Source organism: Klebsiella variicola (genome assembly GCF_000828055.2).
GTDB lineage: Bacteria > Pseudomonadota > Gammaproteobacteria > Enterobacterales > Enterobacteriaceae > Klebsiella > Klebsiella variicola.
In genome coordinates this window covers 3,640,756-3,664,414 of sequence record NZ_CP010523.2, presented here as the reverse complement: position 1 = coordinate 3,664,414, position 23,659 = coordinate 3,640,756, and the positions used below count along the sequence as shown (strand labels likewise).

Here is a 23,659-nt window from a genome sequence, read left to right as displayed (position 1 = left end):
CACCTTTACCCATTCTGTGGATAAAAAACTTCTATCGTAGCCTGCAAAACCGCATCACGCCTGATTTCAGGTGGATTGACAATGTTTTTAGCGGTGGCATGATGCGCTCGCGATCTGAACATTCCTCACGGTTTTTTACCCATGACCATCTACACCCGGCCAGTGCAAATGCTGCTCTGTGGCCTGCTTTTATTGACCCTGGCGATAGCGGTGCTGAATACGCTCGTCCCGCTCTGGCTCGCCCATGAAAATATGCCAACCTGGCAGGTCGGCATGGTGGGGTCATCCTATTTTACCGGCAACCTGGCCGGTACGTTGCTGGCTGGTTGGGTGATTAAGCGCCTTGGGTTTAACCGCAGCTATTATCTCGCGTCGTTAATTTTCGCCGTCGGCTGCGTAGGGCTGGGGATCACCGTTGGCTTCTGGACGTGGCTGAGCTGGCGGTTTATCGCTGGCGTAGGCTGCGCGATGATTTGGGTGGTGGTGGAAAGCGCGCTGGTCTGCAGCGGGACTTCCCGCAGCCGCGGCCGTCTGCTGGCGGCGTACATGATGGTCTATTATGTCGGTACCGTACTGGGCCAGCTGATGGTCAGTAAGTTACCTACCGATTTAATGAGCGTCCTGCCGTGGGTGACTGGCCTGGCGCTGGCGGCGATCCTGCCGCTGCTGTTCACCCGTATTATGGGACAGGCTGAAGAGCCGCACGAAACGGTACGTATCTGGCCAATGCTGAAGCTGCGCCAGGCGCGCCACGGGGTCAATGGCTGTATTATCTCGGGGATTGTCCTCGGTTCTCTGTATGGCCTGATGCCGCTGTGGCTGAACCATCAGGGTGTGAGCGACGCCGGCATTGGCTTCTGGATGGCGGTGATGGTGAGCGCGGGGATCCTCGGCCAGTGGCCGGTAGGGCGCCTGGCTGACCGCTATGGCCGTCTGCTGGTGCTGCGGGTGCAGGTCTTTGTGGTCATTCTGGGCTGTATGGCGATGCTGAGTCAGGCGGCAATGGCCCCGGCGCTGTTTGTGCTTGGGGCATCCGGTTTCACGCTGTATCCGGTGGCGATGGCCTGGGCCTGCGAAAAAGTCGAACATCACCAACTGGTGGCGATGAATCAGGCGCTGCTGATGAGTTATACCATCGGCAGTCTGCTGGGCCCGACCCTGACAGCAATGCTGATGCAGAATTTCTCAGACAATCTGCTGTTTATCATGATCGCCAGCGTGTCGTTTATCTATCTGCTGACCCTGCTGCGTAAAGCCGGGCATCATCCGACGCCGGTGGCGCACGCATAACCATTCTGACGTGCAGCGAAGGCTGCACGTCATCTGTTTCTATCGCATGTTTTCCACTGCAGAGAGACGGCATTGCGCTTTTCATGAGGATCAACGGCGGGGCTGGAATGATTTCCAGTGTCGCTTCGGGCCGGCGTAAGCGCACCACCGACCCTGATGAGGCTCTTAGTACATCACCTTGTGACCATACTGCTCAAGAATGCCTTTCACCCGCTCCATGGTCTCTTTTTTCGGCGGATGAACGCCGTCCAGCTTGTACTCTTCGCCCATCGCTACCCATTTGTGTTTGCCCAGCTCATGGTAGGGCAGCAGTTCAATTTTCTCGACGTTGCCCATATCGCGGGTAAATTCGCCCAGGCGGTGCGCGGAGTCATCATCGTCTGACCAGCCCGGAACCACGACGTAGCGGATCCAGACATTGATATTCTTTTTCGCCAGATACTGGGCAAACTCGAGGGTGCGGTGGTTGGAAACGCCGACCAGGTTCTGGTGGATCTCATCGTTCATCTGCTTAAGATCCAGCATGACCAGGTCAGTCACCTCCAGCAGTTCGTCGATAACCGGATCGTAGCGACGGACAAAGCCGTTGGTATCGAGACAGGTATGAATACCTTCCTTTTTACAGGCGCGGAACCAGTCGCGAACAAACTCCGCCTGCAGGATCGCTTCGCCGCCTGATGCCGTGACGCCGCCGCCGGAGGCATTCATAAAGTGACGATAGGTCACTACCTCTTTCATTAACTCTTCAACGGTGATTTCTTTGCCGCCGTGGGTATCCCAGGTGTCACGGTTATGGCAGTACAGGCAGCGCATCAGGCAGCCCTGGAAAAAGGTAATAAAGCGGATGCCCGGGCCATCAACGGTGCCACAGGATTCAAAGGAGTGAATGCGACCAATAACTGACATTGCGGTGTTTTCTCCAGATGTGGCCCATCCGGGGCCGTGTTGGTGCACAGCTCAGCGGCTGCGTCGAGTCTGTTTTGACAGGTACCCAAAGTATAGATAACTGGCAAAGCAGGCTGGGGCGGGGATCACTTGTTAAAAAGGCCCCACTGATGTGGGGCCTTTATTGTACGCTTTTTCAGTCAGACTGGGAATTACATGGTCTGAGTGAAGGTACGGGTAATAACGTCCTGCTGCTGTTCTTTGGTCAGGGAGTTAAAACGTACGGCGTAGCCAGATACGCGGATGGTCAGCTGCGGATATTTTTCCGGGTTTTCCATCGCGTCGAGCAGCATTTCGCGGTTCATGACGTTCACGTTCAGGTGCTGGCCACCTTCGATGGACGCTTCGTGGTGGAAGTAACCATCCATCAGACCGGCCAGGTTGGTCTTACGAACTTCGTCATCTTTACCCAGCGCGTTCGGCACGATAGAGAAGGTGTAAGAGATACCATCTTTCGCGTAAGCAAACGGCAGTTTAGCAACGGAAGTCAGTGAGGCAACAGCACCTTTCTGGTCACGACCGTGCATCGGGTTAGCACCTGGTCCGAACGGCGCGCCAGCGCGACGACCGTCTGGGGTGTTACCGGTTTTCTTACCATATACCACGTTAGAGGTGATGGTCAGAACAGACTGAGTCGGGATAGCGTTGCGGTAGGTGTGCAGTTTCTGAATTTTCTTCATGAAACGTTCAACCAGGTCAACGGCCATGTCGTCGACGCGAGCATCGTTGTTACCAAACTGCGGGTATTCGCCTTCGATTTCGAAGTCGATAGCCAGACCGTCTTCGTCACGAATCGGTTTAACTTTCGCATATTTGATAGCAGACAGGGAGTCAGCAGCAACGGACAGACCAGCGATACCACACGCCATGGTGCGGATAACGTCACGGTCGTGCAGCGCCATCAGAGAGGCTTCGTAGCTGTACTTGTCGTGCATGTAGTGGATGATGTTCAGCGCGGTGACATACTGTTTCGCCAGCCAGTCCATGAAGTGATCCATGCGATCCATGACTTCGTCGAAGTTCAGGACGTCGCCTTTGATCGGTTCAGATTTCGGACCTACCTGCATTTTCAGTTTTTCATCCACGCCGCCGTTGATAGCGTACAGCATGGTTTTCGCGAGGTTAGCACGAGCACCGAAGAACTGCATTTGCTTACCAACAACCATCGGGCTTACGCAGCATGCGATAGCGTAGTCGTCGTTGTTGAAGTCCGGACGCATCAGGTCATCGTTCTCATACTGCAGAGAAGAGGTATCGATGGACACTTTAGCCGCGAATTTCTTGAAGCTCAGTGGCAGTTTTTCAGACCACAGGATAGTAATGTTCGGCTCCGGAGACGGCCCCATGGTGTACAGGGTGTTCAGGAAGCGGAAGCTGTTTTTGGTGACCAGAGTACGGCCGTCAACACCCATACCGCCGATGGATTCTGTTGCCCAAATCGGGTCGCCGGAGAACAGTTCATCATATTCCGGGGTACGCAGGAAGCGAACCATACGCAGTTTCATGACCAGGTGGTCAACCATTTCCTGCGCGTCTTGCTCGGTGATTTTACCGGCCTGCAGGTCACGTTCGATGTAGATATCCAGGAAGCTGGAGGTACGACCGAAGGACATTGCTGCGCCGTTCTGAGATTTCACGGCAGCCAGGTAACCGAAGTAGGTCCACTGGATAGCTTCCTGAGCAGTCGTTGCCGGACCGGAGATGTCGTAGCCATATTTAGCCGCCATCTCTTTGATCTGACCCAGTGCACGGTGTTGTTCAGAGATCTCTTCACGCAGACGGATGGTCGCTTCCAGATCTTCGCCGCTTTCCAGTTTTTCTTGCAGAGACTGGAACTGAGCGTATTTGTCTTTCATCAGGAAGTCGATACCGTACAGCGCAACGCGACGGTAGTCACCGATGATACGACCGCGGCCGTAAGCATCCGGCAGACCGGTCAGCACGCCGGATTTACGGCAGTTCAGGATGTCTTTGGTGTAAACATCAAATACGCCCTGGTTGTGGGTTTTACGATACTCGGTAAAGATTTTTTTCAGCATCGGATCCAGCTCGCGATTGTACGCTTTGCAGGAACCTTCAACCATTTTAATACCACCGAACGGGATGATCGCACGTTTCAGCGGCGCTTCGGTCTGCAGACCAACGATTTTTTCCAGACCTTTCTCGATATAGCCAGCGTCGTGAGAGGTGATGGTGGAAGCCAGGGCAGTGTCAAAATCAACAGGCGCGTGAGTGCGGTTTTCCTGTTTTACACCTTCCATTACGGTGTCCCACAGCTTGGTGGTCGCTTCAGTTGCGCCAGCCAGGAAGGATTCGTCGCCTTCATATGGGGTGTAGTTTTTCTGAATAAAGTCACGGACGTTGACTTCATTCTGCCAGTCACCTTTCGCAAAACCTTCCCAGGCTGTGGCTAACTTTTCATTAAGCTCGGACATGTAACACCTACCTTCTTAAGTGGATTTTTTATTTACTGCCTGAAACAACCCTTAGTGATGGTCGTTGCCACGCAGGTAAATGACCCAGTATGTCAACCCGACCAGCAAACCTCCGCCGATAATGTTCCCGATAGTCACCGGAATCAGGTTATCAGTGATGAAGTTCATAACGGTCAAGTGTGAGAAACTTTCCGGAGTTGAACCGATAGCGGTCCAGAATTCCGGGCTCGCAAAATTGCGGATTACGATACCCATCGGGATCATAAACATGTTGGCGATGCTGTGCTCAAAGCCGCTGGCAACAAACATCGCTACCGGCAGGACCATGATCATCGCTTTATCCATCAGGCTACGACCGGAATAGCTCATCCATACGGCGAGACAAACCATCAGGTTAGCGAGGATACCCAAGCTCACGGCCTCCACAAAAGTATGGTGCAATTTGTGGTCAGCGGTCTGCAGGACGTTTAGCCCCCAACCGCCGTTGGCAGTCATATATTCGCCTGATAACCACATCAGCAGCACAAACAGCAGTGCGCCCACCAGGTTACCAAAATAGACGTTGAGCCAGTTTTTTGCCAGTTGCCCCCAGGTGATTCGACCGCTGGCTTTCGCCACCACGATCAGCACAGTAGAGGTAAAGAGGTCAGCGCCGCAGATAACGCACAGAATCAGACCCAGGGAAAAACAGACCCCACCGATAAGCTTGGCAATCCCAAAAGGCATCGCGGCAGTGCCGGTGGTCGCGGTGATATAGAATACGAAAGCGATGGAGATGAAAACGCCAGCGGTGATCGCCAGATAAAAGGTCTTCATCGGATGCTTCGTTGCTTTATAGACACCTGCTTCTTCGGCGACTTTCGCCATCGCGGCAGGGAGCAAAAGATCAAAAGGGTTGTCAGCTTTCACACTAACTCTCTCTTTATATAAGTTGGCGGTGAGATACTAACAAAGCATTATAGAAGGGAAATTGATATAGATCATATCTCACCGGAACTATATGCCTTTTTAGTGTGGGGTTTTTGCTTGTTTGATGCTTAACTATTTGATTTTTTTGTGGAAAATAAATTTTAAAATTTATAAGTTATGTTGAATTTTTTCGTTTTTGCCCCAGTATTTGAGTTAATTAAAATGGAGTATTTTATTTTAAATTAACAATTGGTAAATGATATAAGTGCGATATTTACTATTAATTAACTTTACAACTACAAACTATAGTGGCTCCCTCGCCAGGTTAAAATAACGGAGCCGCATCGGGCTCCGTTGTTGGCAAGCATGTTGGCGTAATGGGGGCTTATTTTGCCCAGAACGCCGCTTTCGCCCGCTGCAGCTTTTCATACGCTTTCAGCAGCGACTGATGAGCCGGGAAGGCTTGCAGATCGCTGTCGACAGCCTGAAGGCCATAGAACGGGGCTTCGCCGCTCAGCGCAGCGCTGGCGGCTTCGACCGCATCGGCGCCATACATACGGATGAAGGCGTTCAGATACTGCAGCGGCTGACGCTCCTCTTCCTGGCTCAGCAGCAGCAGGGTCTGCAGGCAGCGATAGTAGTTTGCGCGCTCAGGGCTGAAGACAGAGGCATTGAATTCCATGGTCCATTCGGTCCAGATCAGCGCCTGTTCCAGATCGCCGCCAGCCAGGGCCAGCATCGCTTTCAGCTCGCCGACGCGCAGGGTATACCAGCCGTTGTCTTTCCCGGTGGCAAGGCCCAGCAGTTCGCGAACGCGGGTGAAATCATCCAGGCCTTCGTCATCCATTTGTTCGATGAGCGCCAGATAATCTTCTTTTTCCCACTCGCTGCCCGGCAGAGACAGAATGGTGTCCCGCAGATGGGCGCCCATGCTGTTGTTTGCCAGCCACAGGTCTTCTGCCGGATAAATATCCGACATGCCCGGAACGATGATACGGCAGGCGTAAACGCCCAGATGCTCGTAGTCGGCAATGTACACTTCTTTATCTTCGGCCTTGAAGATGGCCATCAGGGTGGCGAACTCTTCTTCGGTGGTGCCGGAGAAACTCCAGTCAACGAACGGATAGTCGGCATCCTGCTTGAACATATCCCAGGAGATCAGGCCGCTGGAGTCGATGAAGTGGGTTTCGAGGTTCGCGTGCTCGGCGACTTCTTCGTCATCAAAGGTCGGCGGCGTAAAGACATCAAGGTCTTTCAGGCTGCGACCCTGCAGCAGTTCTGTGACCGTACGCTCCAGCGCCACGCCGAAGTCCGGGTGGGCGCCAAAGGAAGCGAAGCAGGTGCCGTTAGTCGGGTTAAACAGCACGACGCAGATAACCGGGTATTTGCCGCCCAGCGAACCATCGTAGGCGAAAATCGGGAAGCCTTCGGCTTCAAGTTTTACGATCGACTCCACGACGCCAGGATAGCGCGCCATGACTTCCGCCGGGATCTCCGGCAGACTGATGCTCTCTGCGATGATGCGGTTTTTTATGTGACGTTCAAAGACCTCTGACAGGCCCTGCACACGTGCTTCATTCGGGGTATTCCCTGCAGACATACCGTTGGATACGTACAAGTTGCCAACGATATTCATCGGAATATAGACGGTTTCGCCGTCGGACTGGCGGGTAAAGGGCAGGCCGCATACGCCGCGCTCATCGTTCCCCGACTGCAGATCCACCAGCATGCTGGCGGTCAGCTGATCGTCCGGATCGTAGAACGCGAGCAGACGGGCATCCAGCAGACCTTCCGGGACATCGTCGTTTTCGGTCAGCGGGAACCACTTTTCGTTCGGGTAGTGAACAAACGGGCCATTAGCGATAGTGTCGCCTAACCAGAAGTCAGCGAAGAAATAGTTGGTGGACAGGCGCTCGAAATATTCGCCCAGCGCGGAGGCCAGGGCTGCCTTTTTGGTGGCGCCTTTACCATTGGTAAAGCACAGCGCGCATTCTTTATCGCGAATGTGAACGGACCACACGTGCGGCACCGGGTTCAGCCACGAGGCCTCTTCGATATCAAATCCGAGGTCGAGCAATTTCTGCTGGAAGCGAGCGATGGAATCTTCCAGGGCGGCATCTTTGCCGGGAATAAACGTTTGGGTCATGGCGATCACTTTTGTCGTACGGAAAGCGCGCAATGATACGGCTTTTATCTGACAGGTGCTATCTCCATCATCTGGCTATGCTTAGAGGCAACTTATGACCCACAGGGAGATGATAGATGAAAGCCTTTGACTGGCAGCGGATGGCGCTCGATAAAGTGCCGGTGGAGTTTCTTGCCGAGGTGGCGTTGCGCAGCCTCTATACCTTCGTTCTGGTCTTTATTTTCCTCAAGATTACCGGACGGCGCGGCGTGCGGCAGATGTCGCTGTTCGAGGTGTTGATTATTCTGACCCTCGGTTCGGCGGCAGGGGACGTGGCGTTTTATGACGATGTACCGCTACTGCCGGTGCTGGTGGTCTTCATCACGCTGGCGCTGCTGTATCGCGGCATCATGTGGCTGATGGGGCACAGCGAAAAGCTGGAGGATCTCCTGGAAGGTAAACCTATCGTGGTGGTCGAGGAGGGGCAGTTGGCGTGGGAGAAGCTGCATGCGGAAAACATGACCGAATTCGAATTCTTTATGGAGCTGCGGGTCAACAGCGTCGAGCAGCTTGGCCAGGTCCGGCTGGCGATCCTTGAAACCAACGGGCAGATCAGCGTGTTTTATTATCCGGATGAAGAGGTCAGAGCGGGGTTGTCTATCCTGCCTACCCACTGTACCGCGCGTTACACCACGATTCCGCAGGAGGGGATCTATGCCTGCGTACGCTGCAGCATCGTGATGGCGATGCAGGCGGGAGAAAAGCGAATATGTTCCCGCTGCGCAAATGCAGAATGGTCGAAGGCCAGCCGAGCGAAACGACTCACCTGACAGCAAATATGTCGGTTTTATTACGTCAAGCCGATAGATTCTGTTGTGTGACGGTGGCCGCGTTTTACCGTCGGCGAGTTTTAGCCATTGCGGACCGTGTCACTGAATGATAAAACCGATAGCCACAGGAATAACTTATGCCCGCGGCGGTTCGCGGGCAAAACAACATAGCAACGTGGTGAGGGGAAATGGCTCAGGTCTATAACTTCAGTTCGGGCCCGGCAATGCTGCCGGCGGAAGTACTCAAACTGGCTCAGCAAGAACTGTGCGACTGGCACGGTCTGGGTACGTCGGTCATGGAGATCAGTCACCGTGGTAAGGAGTTTATCCAGGTGGCAGAAGAGGCAGAACAGGACTTCCGCTCTCTGCTGAATATCCCTTCCAACTATAAAGTTTTGTTCTGCCACGGCGGCGGCCGCGGCCAGTTCGCGGGGATCCCGCTGAACATCCTCGGCGATAAAAACGTCGCTGACTATGTGGACGCCGGCTACTGGGCCGCCAGCGCGGTCAAAGAGGCGAAGAAATACTGCGCGCCGAACGTTATCGACGCGAAAATCACTGTCGATGGCAAGCGAGCTGTTACGCCGATGAGCGAGTGGCAGCTGACGCCGGGCGCGGCCTATCTGCATTACTGCCCGAACGAAACCATTGACGGTATCGCGATTGATGATACGCCGAATTTCGGCGACGACGTCATCGTCGCTGCTGATTTCTCCTCCACCATTCTGTCCCGCGAAATTGACGTCAACCGCTTCGGTGTAATCTACGCCGGCGCGCAGAAAAATATTGGCCCGGCAGGGCTGACGCTGGTCATCGTGCGTGAAGATCTGCTGGGCAAAGCCAGCGTGGCCTGTCCGTCGATCCTCGACTATACCGTGTTAAGCGAGAACGACTCGATGTTTAACACGCCGCCGACGTTCGCCTGGTATCTGGCTGGTCTGGTGTTTAAGTGGCTGAAACAGCAGGGCGGCGTCGCTGCGATGGATAAAATCAACCAGCAGAAAGCCGAACTGCTTTATGGCGTTATCGATAACAGCGGGTTCTACCGTAACGATGTGGCGCAAGCCAACCGCTCACGCATGAACGTGCCGTTCCAGCTGGCGGACAGCGCACTGGACAAACTGTTCCTCGAAGAGTCGTTTGCCGCCGGGCTGCACGCGCTGAAGGGCCACCGCGTGGTGGGCGGCATGCGCGCCTCCATCTACAATGCGATGCCGCTGGACGGCGTGAAGGCGTTAACCGACTTTATGCTGGACTTCGAACGCCGCCACGGTTAATCGCCTGTTTCTTTCTTCCTCCCCGCGGCCTGTCTGCGGGGTTTTTATTCTGTTTGTTTGAGAGTGAAGTTTGATGGAATCCCTGACGTTACAACCCATCGCACGCGTAGAGGGCACCGTGAACCTGCCAGGTTCGAAAAGCGTCTCCAACCGCGCGCTGCTGCTGGCCGCTCTGGCCCGCGGCACGACGGTGCTGACCAACCTGCTGGACAGCGACGATGTGCGCCATATGCTGAATGCCCTGAGTGCGCTGGGGGTTCAATATACCCTATCTGCCGACCGCACCCGCTGCGAAGTGACCGGCAACGGCGGCCCGCTGCGCGCTGCTGCGGCGCTGGAGCTGTTCCTCGGCAACGCCGGAACCGCGATGCGTCCGCTGGCGGCGGCCCTGTGCCTTGGCAGCAACGATATTGTGCTGACCGGCGAACCGCGGATGAAAGAGCGCCCGATCGGCCATCTGGTGGATGCCCTGCGTCAGGGCGGCGCTCAGATCGACTATCTTGAGCAGGAAAATTATCCACCGCTGCGCCTGCGCGGCGGTTTTCAGGGCGGGAACGTCGAGGTTGACGGCAGCGTCTCCAGTCAGTTCCTGACCGCGCTGCTGATGACCGCGCCGCTGGCGCCGCAGGATACCGTGATCGCCATTAAGGGCGATCTGGTGTCGAAACCCTATATCGACATTACGCTGCACCTGATGAAAACCTTCGGCGTTGAGGTGGACAATCAGTCTTATCAGCGTTTTGTGGTGCGCGGCAAGCAGCAGTATCAGTCGCCAGGGGATTACCTGGTGGAAGGCGATGCTTCCTCGGCCTCGTATTTCCTCGCCGCTGGCGCCATTAAGGGCGGCACGGTAAAAGTCACCGGTATCGGCCGCGGCAGTGTGCAGGGCGATATCCGTTTCGCCGACGTCCTGGAGAAAATGGGCGCTACCGTGACCTGGGGCGACGATTTTATCGCCTGCACCCGCGGCGAGCTCAAGGCTATCGATATGGATATGAACCATATCCCGGACGCGGCGATGACCATCGCTACCGCCGCGCTGTTCGCGCAAGGGACCACTACGCTGCGCAATATCTACAACTGGCGGGTCAAAGAGACGGACCGTCTGTTCGCCATGGCGACCGAGTTGCGTAAAGTGGGCGCCGAGGTAGAAGAGGGTGAAGATTATATTCGCATCACCCCGCCGGAAAAGTTGAAATATGCTGAAATCGGCACCTATAACGACCACCGGATGGCGATGTGCTTCTCGCTGGTGGCGCTGTCTGATACGCCGGTGACCATCCTTGATCCCAAATGTACGGCCAAAACGTTCCCGGACTATTTTGAGCAACTGGCGCGGATCAGTACCCTCGCCTGAGTAAAACTTTGTCATCCCGCGGGCTGATGTCCTGTCAGCCCGCTATAATTGCGCAAAACTTCTGCTTTTCATTTCCTGTAGTCCGTAATTTACAAGCAATGCTCACTTTCCGGCGTATTGATGCGTATAATGCGCGGCGTTTATATTCCATGCGCCTTGCTGAAGGAGAAAAAGATGACGGCGAATATTCCGGTAATCACCATTGATGGGCCTGGCGGTGCGGGTAAAGGTACGTTGTGCAAGGCAATGGCGGAAGCGCTGGGCTGGCATCTGTTAGATTCAGGCGCGATCTACCGCGTTCTGGCGCTGGCGGCGCTGCATCATCATGTTGACGTAGAGTCCGAAGAGGCGCTGGTGCCCCTGGCGGCCCATCTTGACGTGCGCTTTATTTCTACTGACGGCACCCTGGAAGTGGTGCTGGAAGGGGAAGATGTCAGCGGCGAAATTCGCACTCAGGAGGTCGCCAATGCCGCCTCGAAAGTGGCCGCTTTCCCCCGCGTTCGCGAAGCGCTGCTGCGCCGCCAGCGTGCTTTCCGTGAACTGCCGGGGCTCATCGCCGACGGGCGCGATATGGGCACGGTGGTTTTCCCGGACGCGCCGGTGAAAATTTTCCTCGATGCCTCGGCCGATGAGCGGGCGCATCGCCGCATGCGGCAGTTGCAGGAAAAGGGCTTTGATGTTAACTTTGAACGTCTTTTGTCCGAGATAAAAGAGCGTGACGATCGCGACCGAAATCGCGCCGTGGCGCCGCTTGTCCCGGCTGCCGATGCATTAGTTCTCGATTCAACAGAACTAAACATTGAGCAAGTGATTGAAAAAGCGCTACAATATGCGCGCGAAAAATTGGCCGTTGCGTGAGCCTTAACCGGTAGCGCGCCGAAGCCTCCGAATTATAGCAGTACCCCGCGGCAATGGATGGTCAGCGGGTATGTGAAACAACCCCATCCGGCACGGAGCCAGGTGGACGTTAATATTAACCTGAAGATTAAACATGACTGAATCTTTTGCTCAACTGTTTGAAGAATCCTTAAAAGAAATCGAAACCCGCCCGGGTTCCATCGTTCGTGGTGTTGTTGTTGCTATCGACAAAGACGTAGTACTGGTTGACGCCGGTCTGAAATCTGAGTCCGCCATCCCGGCTGAGCAGTTCAAAAACGCCCAGGGCGAGCTGGAAATCCAGGTTGGTGACGAAGTTGACGTTGCTCTGGATGCAGTAGAAGACGGCTTCGGTGAAACTCTGCTGTCCCGTGAGAAAGCTAAACGTCACGAAGCTTGGATCACGCTGGAAAAAGCTTACGAAGACGCTGAAACTGTTACCGGTGTTATCAACGGCAAAGTTAAAGGTGGCTTCACTGTTGAGCTGAACGGTATTCGTGCGTTCCTGCCGGGTTCCCTGGTAGACGTTCGTCCGGTGCGCGACACGCTGCACCTGGAAGGCAAAGAGCTTGAGTTCAAAGTCATCAAGCTGGACCAGAAGCGTAACAACGTTGTTGTTTCTCGTCGTGCCGTTATCGAATCCGAAAACAGCGCAGAGCGCGATCAGCTGCTGGAAAACCTGCAGGAAGGCATGGAAGTCAAAGGTATCGTTAAGAACCTCACTGACTACGGTGCATTCGTTGATCTGGGCGGCGTTGACGGCCTGCTGCACATCACCGATATGGCCTGGAAACGCGTTAAGCATCCGAGCGAAATCGTAAACGTTGGCGACGAAATCACTGTTAAAGTGCTGAAGTTCGACCGCGAGCGTACCCGTGTATCCCTGGGCCTGAAACAGCTGGGCGAAGATCCGTGGGTAGCTATCGCTAAACGTTATCCGGAAGGTACCAAACTGACCGGTCGCGTGACCAACCTGACCGACTACGGCTGCTTCGTTGAAATCGAAGAAGGCGTCGAAGGCCTGGTTCACGTTTCCGAAATGGATTGGACCAACAAAAACATCCACCCGTCCAAAGTTGTTAACGTTGGCGACGTTGTGGAAGTGATGGTTCTGGATATCGACGAAGAGCGTCGTCGTATCTCCCTGGGTCTGAAGCAGTGCAAATCTAACCCATGGCAGCAGTTCGCGGAAACCCACAACAAGGGCGACCGTGTTGAAGGTAAAATCAAGTCTATCACTGACTTCGGTATCTTCATCGGCCTGGACGGCGGCATCGACGGCCTGGTTCACCTGTCTGACATCTCCTGGAACGTTGCAGGCGAAGAAGCAGTTCGTGAATACAAAAAAGGCGACGAAATCGCAGCAGTTGTTCTGCAGGTTGACGCAGAGCGTGAGCGTATCTCCCTGGGCGTTAAACAGCTCGCGGAAGATCCGTTCAACAACTACGTTGCTCTGAACAAGAAAGGCGCTATCGTTGTTGGTAAAGTCACTGCAGTTGACGCTAAAGGCGCAACCGTAGAACTGGCTGACGGCGTAGAAGGTTACCTGCGTGCTTCTGAAGCATCCCGTGACCGCGTTGAAGACGCAACTCTGGTTCTGAGCGTTGGCGACGAAGTTGAAGCGAAATTCACCGGCGTGGATCGTAAGAACCGCGTAGTGAGCCTGTCTGTACGTGCGAAAGACGAAGCGGAAGAAAAAGACGCTATCGCTACCGTGAACAAGCAGGAAGACGCGAACTTCTCCAACAACGCTATGGCTGAAGCGTTCAAAGCAGCGAAAGGCGAGTAATCTTTGTCATTCAGGCAATAACAACCTGAATAGTGACGAGTTTACTTGACAGATTGCAGGATTCGTCCTGTAATCAAGCACAAAGGGCGGCTACGGCCGCCCTTGTTTAAGCTGTTAGCTAATTTTTGCCTTGAAGGAAACCGGAGGAATAATGACCAAGTCAGAATTGATTGAAAGACTTGCCAGCCAGCAATCTCACATTCCGGCGAAAGCGGTGGAAGATGCTGTTAAAGAAATGCTGGAACATATGGCCTCAACGCTTGCTCAAGGTGAGCGCATTGAAATCCGCGGTTTCGGCAGCTTCTCTCTGCACTATCGAGCACCTCGCACCGGACGTAACCCGAAAACTGGTGATAAAGTCGAACTGGAAGGTAAGTACGTTCCGCACTTTAAGCCCGGGAAAGAATTACGTGACCGCGCCAATATTTATGAAGAGTAAGTTGCACGACGTGCAACCTGCCTGATGATAAAAAAAGCACCTGCGGGTGCTTTTTTTGTGTCCGCGATTTACCTCCAGCTTCGCAAAAAAACCGTGCCTGACTGCAACAGATACGATTGTCTGGAAGGCGCTACGCACGCCTGAATTCGGCGGCGGGACGCCACCGTCGCTTTGCGTAACACTGCCTGCTCACAGGGAGGTGTTTATGCGTCTACCATGGCTTGCCGGATGCGCCAGCATCGCGATGCTGCCGCTACTCTGGCTACCCGTCTTGCCGGGCCCGCACGTTCTGGCGAGCGCGTGCCTTGCGGCGCTGTTGCTGACCCGCCTGCGCGGAACGGCCATGGCTTGTGTGGCGATGACGCTTCTGCTGATGATCTGGGGAGTATTGAGCGCGCATCAGGCGCTGTGGCCGACCCGGCACCTTACCGGCGCCATCCGGCAGGCGGAAGTGATCCTCAGCGAGACGGATGGCCAGGCCCTGCACCGTGGTCAGATTGTGCGCCTGGCGGGCCGCTACCTGTTTCCCCCGGTGGGCGTGACGCTGTACGGGGAACTTACACCTGCGCCCGCCTGTGCGGGTCAGCACTGGTTGATGACGCTGCGCCTGCGCCCGGTGCACGGGCAGCTCAACGACGGGGGCTTCGACAGCCAGCGTTATGCGCTGGCGCAGCACCGGCCGCTGAGCGGGGGGATTGTTGCAGCTTCCGCGCTGGATCCCCGCTGCAGCCTGCGCGCCCGCTACCTGGCGTCGTTGACCCGGCGTCTGGAGCCTTATCCCTGGCGTGCGGTGATGCTGGGATTAGGGATGGGGGAGCGACTGACCCTGCCGACGGCGATTAAGGTCCTGATGCAGAACACGGGCACCTCCCATCTGATGGCCATCTCTGGTCTCCATATCGCCCTCGCGGCTTCCCTTATCGTGCTCCTGCTGCGCGGCGTGCAGTATATTCTCCCGGGCCGCTGGATCGGCTGGCGGTTGCCGCTGCTGGCCGGGCTGGCCGGCGCCGTCGGCTATACCTGGCTGACCGGCATGCAGCCGCCGGCGCTGCGCACCTGCGTAGGGTTGGGCGTATGCTGCGCCTTACGCTTGTCGGGCCAACGCTGGACGGCGTGGCAGGTGTGGCTCTGCTGTCTGGGGGCGATACTCGTTACCGACCCGCTGGCGGTGCTGTCGCAAAGCCTGTGGCTATCCGCTTTCGCCGTGGCGGGGTTGATCTTCTGGTTTCAGTGGGTACCGCTGCCTGCCGGCCGCTGGCGCTGGCCATGGAAGACACTGTTCGCCCTCGTTCATTTGCAGGCTGGCGTGACGCTGTTGCTGATGCCGCTCCAGCTCCTGCTCTTCCATGGCGTCAGCCTGACGTCCATGGCCGCCAATTTGCTGGCGGTACCCTTAGTGACCCTGCTGGCGGTGCCGCTTATTCTCGGCGCGATGCTGCTGCATCTCACGGGACCGGGGATGGTGGAGTCGTTGCTCTTGCTGGCGGCCGATCGCGTGCTGGCGCTGCTGTTTTGGGGATTACGACGTTTACCGGACGGCTGGCTGCCGCTGGACGCCCGCTGGCTCTGGATCAGTAGCCTGCCGTGGCTGCTGGTGATGGGCTGGCGTTTTCAGAGCTGGCGGCATTTCCCGGCCCTGTGTCTGAGCGTGCTGTTCCTGCTGATGCGGCCCTTCTGGAGGCCGTTTCCCGCGGACGAATGGCGGGTGACGATGCTGGATGTCGGGCAGGGGCTGGCGATGGTTATCGAACGTCACGGCAAGGCGCTCCTCTATGATACCGGGCCAGCATGGCCGCAGGGCGACAGCGGTCAGCAGGTGATTATCCCGTGGCTGCGCTGGCATCATCTGCAGCTGCAGGGCATTGTGCTAAGCCACGAGCATCTGGATCATCGCGGCGGCCTTAATTCAGTGCTACAGGCATGGCCGCAGGCGTGGGTGCGCAGCCCTTTAGGCTGGGCGCGTCATCTGCCGTGTCATCGCGGCGAGCGCTGGCAATGGCAGGGACTCAACTTCCAGGCCCTGTGGCCGCTGCCGGGCAGCACGGCAAAGGGTAATAATCACTCCTGCGTGGTGCGCATCGATGATGGTCGCTCCAGCATCCTGCTCACCGGCGATATAGAACGTCAGGCGGAGCAGGCGATGATCAGCCGTTACTGGCAGCATCTGACGTCTACACTTATCCAGGTTCCCCACCACGGTAGCAACACCTCCTCCAGCGAATTGCTGGTCCACCGGGTAGAGGGTGAGGCCGCGCTGGCATCCGCTTCGCGCTACAATGCGTGGCGGATGCCCTCGTACAAGGTGGTTCAGCGCTATCGCCAGCGGGGGTATCGCTGGTTCGCCACGCCGCAGCAGGGACAGATAACGGTGGTTTTTTCCGCAGAAGGGTGGCAAATCCATAGCTTACGGGATCAACTTTTACCACGTTGGTATCATCAGTGGTTTGGCGCGCCCGCCGATAACGGGTAGAATATGCGGCTATTTCAACACAAGCTGGTTTATTGAATGCAGAACGATAAAGATCTCTCCACGTGGCAGACCTTCCGCCGACTTTGGCCGATTATTGCACCGTTTAAAGCCGGGCTAATCGTCGCGGCGGTGGCGTTAGTGCTTAACGCGGGCAGTGACACCTTCATGTTATCGCTTCTTAAACCGTTATTGGATGATGGTTTTGGTAAAACGGATCGCTCAGTGCTGCTATGGATGCCGCTGGTGGTTATCGGGCTGATGGTGCTGCGTGGGATCACCAGCTACATCTCGAGCTATTGTATCTCCTGGGTTTCCGGCAAAGTCGTGATGACCATGCGTCGTCGCCTGTTCGGCCACATGATGGGCATGCCGGTGGCCTTCTTTGACAAGCAGTCTACCGGGACGCTGCTGTCACGCATTACCTATGATTCTGAGCAGGTCGCCTCATCTTCCTCCAGCGCGCTGATCACCGTGGTCCGCGAAGGGGCATCGATTATCGGCCTGTTCGTGATGATGTTCTATTACAGCTGGCAGCTGTCGCTGATCCTGATCGTACTGGCGCCGATCGTGTCGGTAGCAATCCGCGTGGTCTCCAAGCGTTTTCGTAATATCAGTAAGAATATGCAGAACACGATGGGGCAGGTCACCACCAGCGCTGAGCAGATGCTGAAAGGGCATAAAGAGGTGCTGATGTTTGGTGGCCAGGAGGTGGAAACCAAACGTTTTGATAAGGTCAGCAATAAAATGCGTCTGCAGGGGATGAAGATGGTTTCTGCCTCGTCTATCTCCGACCCGATCATTCAGCTTATCGCGTCGCTGGCGCTGGCCTTTGTCCTGTATGCCGCCAGCTTCCCGAGCGTAATGGACACCCTGACCGCCGGGACCATTACCGTGGTCTTCTCCTCAATGATTGCGCTGATGCGCCCGCTGAAGTCGCTGACCAACGTCAATGCCCAGTTCCAGCGTGGGATGGCGGCGTGCCAGACGCTGTTTGCGATCCTCGATTCCGAGCAGGAAAAAGATGAAGGTACGCGGGTCATTGAGCGGGCCAAAGGCAATCTCAAGTTTGAGAACGTCACGTTCACCTATCCGGGCCGCGAAGTGGCCGCGCTGCGCAATATCAATCTCGATATCCCGGAAGGGAAAACCGTCGCGCTGGTGGGGCGCTCAGGGTCGGGTAAATCGACCATTGCCAGCCTGATCACCCGCTTCTACGATGTTGACGACGGCCAGATCCTGCTGGATGGTCACGACCTGCGCGAGTACAAGCTGAGCTCGCTGCGCGACCAGGTGGCACTCGTTTCACAGAACGTGCATCTGTTCAACGATACTGTCGCCAACAACATCGCCTATGCCCGTACCGAAGAGTACAGCCGCGAGCAGATTGAAGAGGCCGCGCGAATGGCCTACGCCATGGATTTCATCAACAAGATGGACAATGGTCTGGATACGATCATTGGTGAAAATGGCGTAATGCTGTCCGGTGGCCAGCGCCAGCGTATTGCTATCGCCCGTGCGCTGCTGCGTAACAGCCCGATCCTGATCCTTGATGAAGCCACCTCGGCGCTGGATACTGAGTCCGAGCGAGCCATTCAGGCGGCGCTGGATGAGCTGCAGAAAAACCGCACCTCGCTGGTTATCGCCCACCGTCTGTCGACCATTGAGCAGGCTGATGAAATCGTGGTGGTTGAAGATGGGCGGATCGTGGAACGCGGAACGCACCACGATCTGCTGGAGCATAAGGGCGTGTACGCCCAGCTGCATAAGATGCAATTCGGCGAATGATCGCGCGCATCTGGTCCGGGGAATCGCCGCTGTGGCGCCTGCTGCTGCCGCTCTCCTGGCTGTATGGCCTGGTGAGCGCGGTGATTCGCCTCAGCTATCAGCTGGGGTGGCAAAAAGCCTGGCGCGCGCCGGTGCCGGTGGTGGTGGTCGGTAACCTGACCGCCGGCGGCAATGGTAAAACGCCGGTGGTGATCTGGCTGGTGGAGCAGTTGCAGCAGCGCGGTATTCGCGTGGGGGTGGTCTCTCGCGGCTACGGCGGTAAAGCCGACCGCTACCCACTGGTATTAACTGACCGGACCAGTACGGCGCAGGCGGGTGATGAGCCGGTGTTAATTCATCAGCGTACCGGCGCGCCGGTGGCGGTTTCTCCGCTGCGCAGCGACGCGGTGAAAGCGCTGCTCAGCGCGCACGATCTGCAGATTATCGTGACCGACGACGGGTTGCAGCACTATAAGCTGGCGCGGGACAGAGAAATTGTCGTTATCGACGGCGTACGCCGCTTTGGCAACGGTTGGTGGCTGCCTGCCGGGCCGATGCGCGAGCGGGCGTCGCGCTTGCAAAGCGTTGATGCGGTTATCGTTAACGGTGGCGTGGCGCGTCCGGGGGAGATCCCGATGCAACTGCGTCCCGGGATGGCGGTTAACCTGCTTACCGGCGAACGTCGCGATGTCTCGACTTTCACGAACGTAGTGGCGATGGCCGGCATCGGCCATCCGCCGCGCTTTTTCGCCACCCTTGAAAGCTGTGGCGTCCAGCCGGTCAAAACCGTGGCGCTGGCAGACCATCAGGCGCTGAGCCAGGCCGATGTCGCCGCCCTGGTAACCACCGGGCAGACGCTGCTGATGACCGAGAAAGACGCGGTGAAATGTCGCGATTTCGCCGCCGCAAACTGGTGGTATTTACCGGTCGACGCCATAATGGCCGATGAACGCGCACAGCGGTTGCTTGCGGACTTAGCGACGTTGGCGCAACGTTAACTGACGCGCCGGCTTTGCTCGCCGCTGTGCTGGAATTCCTGACGGAGAACCTGCATGTCGGTATTGCAATTATCGCTTAATGAGGCGCGCCACCTCCATCTCGCGGCGCAGGGGTTGTTAAAGAAGCCCCGACGTCGCGCTCGCCCGAAAGACATTCTTTCCACCATCCAGCAGATGTCGCTGCTGCAAATCGATACCATCAACGTGGTGGCCCGCAGCCCCTATCTGGTGCTGTTCAGCCGCCTCGGCAGCTATCCGCAGCACTGGCTGGATGAGTCGTTGCGCAGCGGCGAGCTAATGGAATACTGGGCGCATGAAGCCTGCTTTCTACCGCGCAGCGATTTCGCCCTGGTGCGCTATCGCATGTTGAATCCCGACAATATGGGCTGGAAATACCATCGCGCGTGGATGGAGGAGCATGCCGGGAGTATTGCAGAGCTGCTGGCGCATATCGGGCAAAACGGCCCGGTTCGCTCGGCGGATTTTATCCACCCGCGCAAAGGCGCCAGCGGCTGGTGGGAGTGGAAACCGCATAAGCGCCATCTGGAAGGGCTGTTTACCGCCGGCGAAGTGATGGTGGTGGAACGACGCAATTTTCACCGCGTGTATGATTTAACCCAGCGGGTGATGCCGGACTGGGATGACGAACGCGACGCGCTGTCCCGCGAAGACGCAGAGGCCATCATGCTGCGCAACAGCGCCCGCAGCCTCGGTATCTTTCGTCCCCAGTGGCTGGCCGATTACTATCGCTTGCGCCAGCCGTCGCTACCGGGTCTGCTGGCTGCCTGGCAGGAAGAGGGCCTGGTGGTGCCGGTTAACGTGGAAGCACTCGGCGAGATGTGGTTGCATCGCGACGCGCTGGCGCAGCTTGAGTCAGCGCCTGGTGGTAAGCTGATCGCCAGCCATAGCGCCGTGCTCTCTCCTTTTGACCCGGTGGTCTGGGATCGGAAACGCGCGGAGCAACTCTTCAACTTCAGCTATCGCCTGGAGTGCTATACCCCAGCGCCGAAGCGGCAGTATGGCTACTTCGTACTGCCCCTGCTGCACCAGGGAAAACTGGTTGGGCGGATGGACAGTAAAATACATCGCAAAAGCCAGGAGCTGGAGATCTTCTCCCTGTGGCTGGAGGAGGGTGTGAAGATCACCCGAGGCCTTGAGCAGGGGCTGCGCCGGGCGATTAACGACTTCGCGCGCTGGCAATCGGCGGAGCGGATCCTGTGCCGACGCTTGCCGGAAGGGCTGTTTGTCGGCCAGGAGCAGGGGTGGGAAATCAACGCCGATTGATCCCGGCGCCGACCTTCCTGTGATATGCTGCTGTGAAATCTATCCGGTCCATCAGGAGGAAACATGGATCACCGTTTACTTGAAATCATCGCCTGCCCGGTCTGTAACGGTAAGCTGTATTACAGTCAGGATAAGCAAGAACTTATTTGCAAACTTGATAGTCTGGCGTTTCCGCTGCGCGATGGTATTCCTGTGCTGCTGGAGACAGAGGCCCGAGCGCTGACGGTTGAAGAGAGTCACTCATGAGTTTCGTGGTTATTATTCCTGCGCGTTTCGCCTCTACGCGCCTGCCGGGAAAACCACTGCAGGACATTAACGGCAAACCGATGATTGTCCATGTGCTGGAGCGCGCGCGCGAATCCGGCGCGGATCGCATTATTGTCGCCACCGATCATCCGGACGTGGCCAGCGCCGTTGAAGCGGCGGGTGGTGAAGTTTGCATGACCCGCGCCGATCACCAGTCCGGCACCGAACGGCTGGCGGAAGTGGTGGAGAAGTGCGCGTTCAGCGATGACACTATTATCGTCAATATTCAGGGCGATGAGCCGATGATCCCCCCGGCGATCGTCCGCCAGGTGGCGGAGAATCTGGCGTCCAGCAGCAGTGGAATGGCGACGCTGGCGGTACCGATCCACGATGCGGAAGAGGCGTTTAATCCAAATGCGGTGAAAGTGGTGATGGATGCGCAAGGTTATGCGCTTTATTTCTCCCGTGCCACCATACCCTGGGATCGCGATCGCTTTGCCCACTCCCGCGAGAACATCGGTGATTCCCTGCTGCGTCACATCGGCATTTATGGCTATCGCGCTGGCTTTATTCGCCGCTATGTCAGCTGGGCGCCGAGCCCGCTGGAGCAGATTGAAATGCTCGAGCAGCTGCGGGTGCTGTGGTATGGCGAGAAAATCCATGTTGCCGTGGCGGCAGAAGTGCCCGGCACCGGTGTGGATACCCCGGAAGATCTGGAGCGCGTCCGCGCTGAACTGCGTTAATCCCCTGTCCCCTCCTTGCAGGGGGGGATATCCCCGCCGGTTTTTCGCTTTTTTTGTCCCTTTTTGATCTTATTCGATGACAACCCAGGTGCGGGCGCTCATTATGAAACCAGTAGTGTTCATAGGGGTAATCGACAATGGAACAGTTGCGAACCGAACTCAGTCACCTGCTTGGCGAAAAGCTGAGCCGGGTGGAGTGTGTCAGTGAAAAACCCGCTACGGCGCTGTGGTCCCTGTACGACGCGCAGGGAAACCCGATGCCGCTGCTGGCGCGCAGTTTCACCACGCCCGGTGTGGCGCGGCAACTGGCATGGAAGATCTCCACCCTCGCGCGCAGTGGTACAGTGCGCATGCCGGTGGTTTACGGCGTGATGACGCATGAAGAGCATCCCGGGCCGGATGTGCTGCTGCTTGAGCGCTTGCGCGGCGTTCCGGTGGAGGCCCCCACGCGCACACCAGCGCGCTGGGAGCAACTGCAGGAGCAAATCGTCGAGGCGCTGCTCGCCTGGCATCGTCAGGACAGCGGCGGCTGCGTAGGAATGGTCGACAATACCCAGGACAATCTGTGGTCGAACTGGTACCGCCAGCGGGTAGAGATGCTGTGGAGCACCCTGAACCTGTATCAGGATACCGGCCTGACGATGCAGGATAAGCGTATTTTGTTCCGCTCCCGCGAGTGCCTTCCGGAGCTGTTTCGCGATTTCAATGACAATGCCGTGCTGGTACACGGTAATTTCACCTTGCGCAGTATGCTGAAAGACCCACGCAGCGATCAGCTGCTGGCGATGGTGGGCCCGGGGATGATGCTGTGGGCGCCACGCGAGTATGAACTGTTCCGCCTTGCAGAAGGCGGCCAGGCGGAACAGTTGCTGTGGCGCTACCTGCAGCAGGCACCAGTTTCCGAGGCCTTTGTCTGGCGGCGCTGGCTCTATCTGCTGTGGGATGAGGTGGATAATCTGGTCAATACCGGGCGCTTTGACCGCGCCCGTTTCGACCTCGCGACAAAATCACTCCTGCCCTGGCTCGCCTGAGCCACCTTTCAGCCATTGCCAGACACGACCGAGGGTTTCATAGCCGACCCGGTCGCTGTGCATCAGCCATACCGGGGAGGGGATGGCTCGCTCCCACGGATTAAGCGGCGAGGTCACCGCTAACTGATTTGCCGGCGCGGGCAGGGGATCCAGACCGGCATGACGAAAGAAAATCATCGCCCGTGGCAGGTGGGACGCCGAAGTGACCAGCAGGAAGGGCGCATCGCCGATGGCGCGCTTCACCGCCTGCGCTTCCTCTTCTGTATCTTTCGGCCGATCGAGCACGATGATATCGCTGCGTGGTACGCCGAGGCTCTCCGCGACTCTCGCCCCGGCCTCCGCCGTGCTGACGGGGTTGGTTTTTGCCGCCGCGCCGGTAAAGATCATTTTCGATCCGGGATTCGCCTGCCACAGGCGAATGCCCTCCGTCAGGCGCGGCAGGCTGTTATTGATAAGATTAGAGCTTGGCGCCCACTCCGGATTCCAGGTATAGCCGCCGCCCAACACCACCACGTAGCTCACCGGCTGCTCGCCGCGCCAGGTGGGGTAGCTATCTTCAATCGGTTTCAACAGGCTGTCGGCCACCGGTTGCAGGCTCAGCAGCGCCAGCAGCAGCCAGCCGAGGCTCACGCATAGCTTGCCGGTACGTTGAAAGCGGCTGAACCATAACAGCGCGATCCCGATCCCGATCAGCAACAGCAGGGCGGGAAGCGGCAACAGCAGACCGCCGACGATCTTTTTTAGCGTGAAAAGCATGCCAGATGGTTCCTTTTTTAACCATATAACCAAAGTTATGTTCGGATCTTATAACAGATCGCTTCATTCTCGGCGTGGGTATGACAAAATAGCGG

Annotated in this window: 19 protein-coding genes; 14 read left to right on the top strand and 5 right to left on the bottom strand. The window is 56.8% G+C overall.

What is annotated here, in order from left to right; all coding sequences use genetic code 11:
- Positions 1-141 precede the first annotated feature (141 nt).
- Complete coding sequence (locus SP68_RS17195; protein ID WP_008805851.1) at positions 142-1,290, top strand: MFS transporter; 1,149 nt, start codon at positions 142-144, stop codon at positions 1,288-1,290.
- 165 nt (positions 1,291-1,455) lie between these two features.
- Here the strand turns inward: SP68_RS17195 and pflA are convergent, their stop codons facing one another.
- From pflA to ycaO, 4 genes are all read right to left on the bottom strand, one after another.
- Complete coding sequence (gene pflA, locus SP68_RS17190) at positions 1,456-2,196, bottom strand: pyruvate formate lyase 1-activating protein (protein WP_002898145.1); 741 nt, start codon at positions 2,194-2,196, stop codon at positions 1,456-1,458.
- Positions 2,197-2,387: 191 nt separating this feature from the next.
- Positions 2,388-4,670 carry a formate C-acetyltransferase gene (gene pflB / locus SP68_RS17185; protein WP_008805852.1) on the bottom strand — a complete coding sequence of 761 codons (2,283 nt, stop codon included), beginning with the start codon at positions 4,668-4,670 and terminating at the stop codon, positions 2,388-2,390.
- A gap of 51 nt (positions 4,671-4,721) precedes the next feature.
- Positions 4,722-5,579 carry a formate transporter FocA gene (gene focA, locus SP68_RS17180; protein WP_008805853.1) on the bottom strand — a complete coding sequence of 286 codons (858 nt, stop codon included), beginning with the start codon at positions 5,577-5,579 and terminating at the stop codon, positions 4,722-4,724.
- A gap of 385 nt (positions 5,580-5,964) precedes the next feature.
- Positions 5,965-7,725, bottom strand: a complete 1,761-nt coding sequence (gene ycaO / locus SP68_RS17175; RefSeq protein ID WP_040976049.1) for a 30S ribosomal protein S12 methylthiotransferase accessory factor YcaO — start codon at positions 7,723-7,725, stop codon at positions 5,965-5,967.
- A 116-nt stretch (positions 7,726-7,841) separates the two neighbouring features.
- Between ycaO and SP68_RS17170 the strand changes: the two genes are divergently transcribed.
- The 13 genes from SP68_RS17170 (at position 7,842) to SP68_RS17110 (ending at position 22,808) form a co-directional block, all read left to right on the top strand.
- Positions 7,842-8,534: a DUF421 domain-containing protein gene (locus SP68_RS17170; protein WP_012542321.1), complete on the top strand. Its 693-nt coding sequence runs from the start codon at positions 7,842-7,844 to the stop codon at positions 8,532-8,534.
- A 188-nt stretch (positions 8,535-8,722) separates the two neighbouring features.
- On the top strand, positions 8,723-9,811 hold the full coding sequence (gene serC, locus SP68_RS17165; protein WP_012542320.1) for a 3-phosphoserine/phosphohydroxythreonine transaminase: 1,089 nt from the start codon (positions 8,723-8,725) through the stop codon (positions 9,809-9,811).
- Positions 9,812-9,884: 73 nt separating this feature from the next.
- Positions 9,885-11,168, top strand: a complete 1,284-nt coding sequence (gene aroA / locus SP68_RS17160; RefSeq protein WP_040975152.1) for a 3-phosphoshikimate 1-carboxyvinyltransferase — start codon at positions 9,885-9,887, stop codon at positions 11,166-11,168.
- Positions 11,169-11,342: 174 nt separating this feature from the next.
- Positions 11,343-12,026 (top strand): (d)CMP kinase, encoded by a 684-nt coding sequence (gene cmk, locus SP68_RS17155; protein WP_012542319.1) that lies wholly within the window; start codon positions 11,343-11,345, stop codon positions 12,024-12,026.
- 133 nt (positions 12,027-12,159) lie between these two features.
- A complete protein-coding gene (gene rpsA, locus SP68_RS17150) occupies positions 12,160-13,833 on the top strand; it encodes a 30S ribosomal protein S1 (RefSeq protein WP_002898162.1) in 1,674 nt (557 codons plus the stop codon).
- A 151-nt stretch (positions 13,834-13,984) separates the two neighbouring features.
- The gene (gene ihfB / locus SP68_RS17145; protein WP_004100704.1) at positions 13,985-14,272 is read left to right on the top strand and encodes an integration host factor subunit beta; all 288 of its coding nucleotides are present in this window, start codon (positions 13,985-13,987) and stop codon (positions 14,270-14,272) included.
- 205 nt (positions 14,273-14,477) lie between these two features.
- The gene (locus SP68_RS17140) at positions 14,478-16,742 is read left to right on the top strand and encodes a ComEC family protein (RefSeq protein WP_040975159.1); all 2,265 of its coding nucleotides are present in this window, start codon (positions 14,478-14,480) and stop codon (positions 16,740-16,742) included.
- A 36-nt stretch (positions 16,743-16,778) separates the two neighbouring features.
- A complete protein-coding gene (gene msbA, locus SP68_RS17135; protein WP_004201387.1) occupies positions 16,779-18,527 on the top strand; it encodes a lipid A ABC transporter ATP-binding protein/permease MsbA in 1,749 nt (582 codons plus the stop codon).
- On the top strand, positions 18,524-19,504 hold the full coding sequence (lpxK, locus tag SP68_RS17130; RefSeq protein ID WP_016160566.1) for a tetraacyldisaccharide 4'-kinase: 981 nt from the start codon (positions 18,524-18,526) through the stop codon (positions 19,502-19,504). The genes msbA and lpxK overlap by 4 nt, the downstream gene beginning before the upstream one ends.
- Positions 19,505-19,558: 54 nt before the next feature.
- The gene (locus tag SP68_RS17125; protein WP_040975161.1) at positions 19,559-20,788 is read left to right on the top strand and encodes a winged helix-turn-helix domain-containing protein; all 1,230 of its coding nucleotides are present in this window, start codon (positions 19,559-19,561) and stop codon (positions 20,786-20,788) included.
- Between the two features lie 63 nt (positions 20,789-20,851).
- The gene (gene ycaR / locus SP68_RS17120; protein WP_012542316.1) at positions 20,852-21,034 is read left to right on the top strand and encodes a protein YcaR; all 183 of its coding nucleotides are present in this window, start codon (positions 20,852-20,854) and stop codon (positions 21,032-21,034) included.
- Positions 21,031-21,777, top strand: coding sequence for a 3-deoxy-manno-octulosonate cytidylyltransferase (gene kdsB / locus SP68_RS17115; RefSeq protein WP_040975163.1), 747 nt, complete (start codon positions 21,031-21,033; stop codon positions 21,775-21,777). The genes ycaR and kdsB overlap by 4 nt, the downstream gene beginning before the upstream one ends.
- A 137-nt stretch (positions 21,778-21,914) precedes the next feature.
- Entirely contained in the window at positions 21,915-22,808 is an 894-nt protein-coding gene (locus tag SP68_RS17110; protein WP_008805863.1) for a YcbJ family phosphotransferase, read from the top strand.
- On the opposite strand, the gene elyC is transcribed toward SP68_RS17110, so the two are convergent.
- Complete coding sequence (gene elyC / locus SP68_RS17105; protein ID WP_008805864.1) at positions 22,785-23,564, bottom strand: envelope biogenesis factor ElyC; 780 nt, start codon at positions 23,562-23,564, stop codon at positions 22,785-22,787. The two genes, SP68_RS17110 and elyC, sit on opposite strands and share 24 nt — an antisense overlap.
- Positions 23,565-23,659 lie beyond the last annotated feature (95 nt).

Bases quoted from the DNA above. Each gene is read 5' to 3' on its own strand.
- SP68_RS17110 (WP_008805863.1), top strand. From the start codon at position 21,915: ATGGAACAGTTGCGAACCGAACTCAGTCACCTGCTTGGCGAAAAGCTG.
- lpxK (WP_016160566.1), top strand. From the start codon at position 18,524: ATGATCGCGCGCATCTGGTCCGGGGAATCGCCGCTGTGGCGCCTGCTG.
- kdsB (WP_040975163.1), top strand. From the start codon at position 21,031: ATGAGTTTCGTGGTTATTATTCCTGCGCGTTTCGCCTCTACGCGCCTG.
- SP68_RS17195 (WP_008805851.1), top strand. From the start codon at position 142: ATGACCATCTACACCCGGCCAGTGCAAATGCTGCTCTGTGGCCTGCTT.
- aroA (WP_040975152.1), top strand. From the start codon at position 9,885: ATGGAATCCCTGACGTTACAACCCATCGCACGCGTAGAGGGCACCGTG.
- SP68_RS17170 (WP_012542321.1), top strand. From the start codon at position 7,842: ATGAAAGCCTTTGACTGGCAGCGGATGGCGCTCGATAAAGTGCCGGTG.
- pflB (WP_008805852.1), bottom strand. From the start codon at position 4,670: ATGTCCGAGCTTAATGAAAAGTTAGCCACAGCCTGGGAAGGTTTTGCG.
- SP68_RS17125 (WP_040975161.1), top strand. From the start codon at position 19,559: ATGTCGGTATTGCAATTATCGCTTAATGAGGCGCGCCACCTCCATCTC.
- pflA (WP_002898145.1), bottom strand. From the start codon at position 2,196: ATGTCAGTTATTGGTCGCATTCACTCCTTTGAATCCTGTGGCACCGTT.
- ycaO (WP_040976049.1), bottom strand. From the start codon at position 7,725: ATGACCCAAACGTTTATTCCCGGCAAAGATGCCGCCCTGGAAGATTCC.
- elyC (WP_008805864.1), bottom strand. From the start codon at position 23,564: ATGCTTTTCACGCTAAAAAAGATCGTCGGCGGTCTGCTGTTGCCGCTT.
- msbA (WP_004201387.1), top strand. From the start codon at position 16,779: ATGCAGAACGATAAAGATCTCTCCACGTGGCAGACCTTCCGCCGACTT.
- ycaR (WP_012542316.1), top strand. From the start codon at position 20,852: ATGGATCACCGTTTACTTGAAATCATCGCCTGCCCGGTCTGTAACGGT.
- rpsA (WP_002898162.1), top strand. From the start codon at position 12,160: ATGACTGAATCTTTTGCTCAACTGTTTGAAGAATCCTTAAAAGAAATC.
- SP68_RS17140 (WP_040975159.1), top strand. From the start codon at position 14,478: ATGCGTCTACCATGGCTTGCCGGATGCGCCAGCATCGCGATGCTGCCG.
- serC (WP_012542320.1), top strand. From the start codon at position 8,723: ATGGCTCAGGTCTATAACTTCAGTTCGGGCCCGGCAATGCTGCCGGCG.
- cmk (WP_012542319.1), top strand. From the start codon at position 11,343: ATGACGGCGAATATTCCGGTAATCACCATTGATGGGCCTGGCGGTGCG.
- ihfB (WP_004100704.1), top strand. From the start codon at position 13,985: ATGACCAAGTCAGAATTGATTGAAAGACTTGCCAGCCAGCAATCTCAC.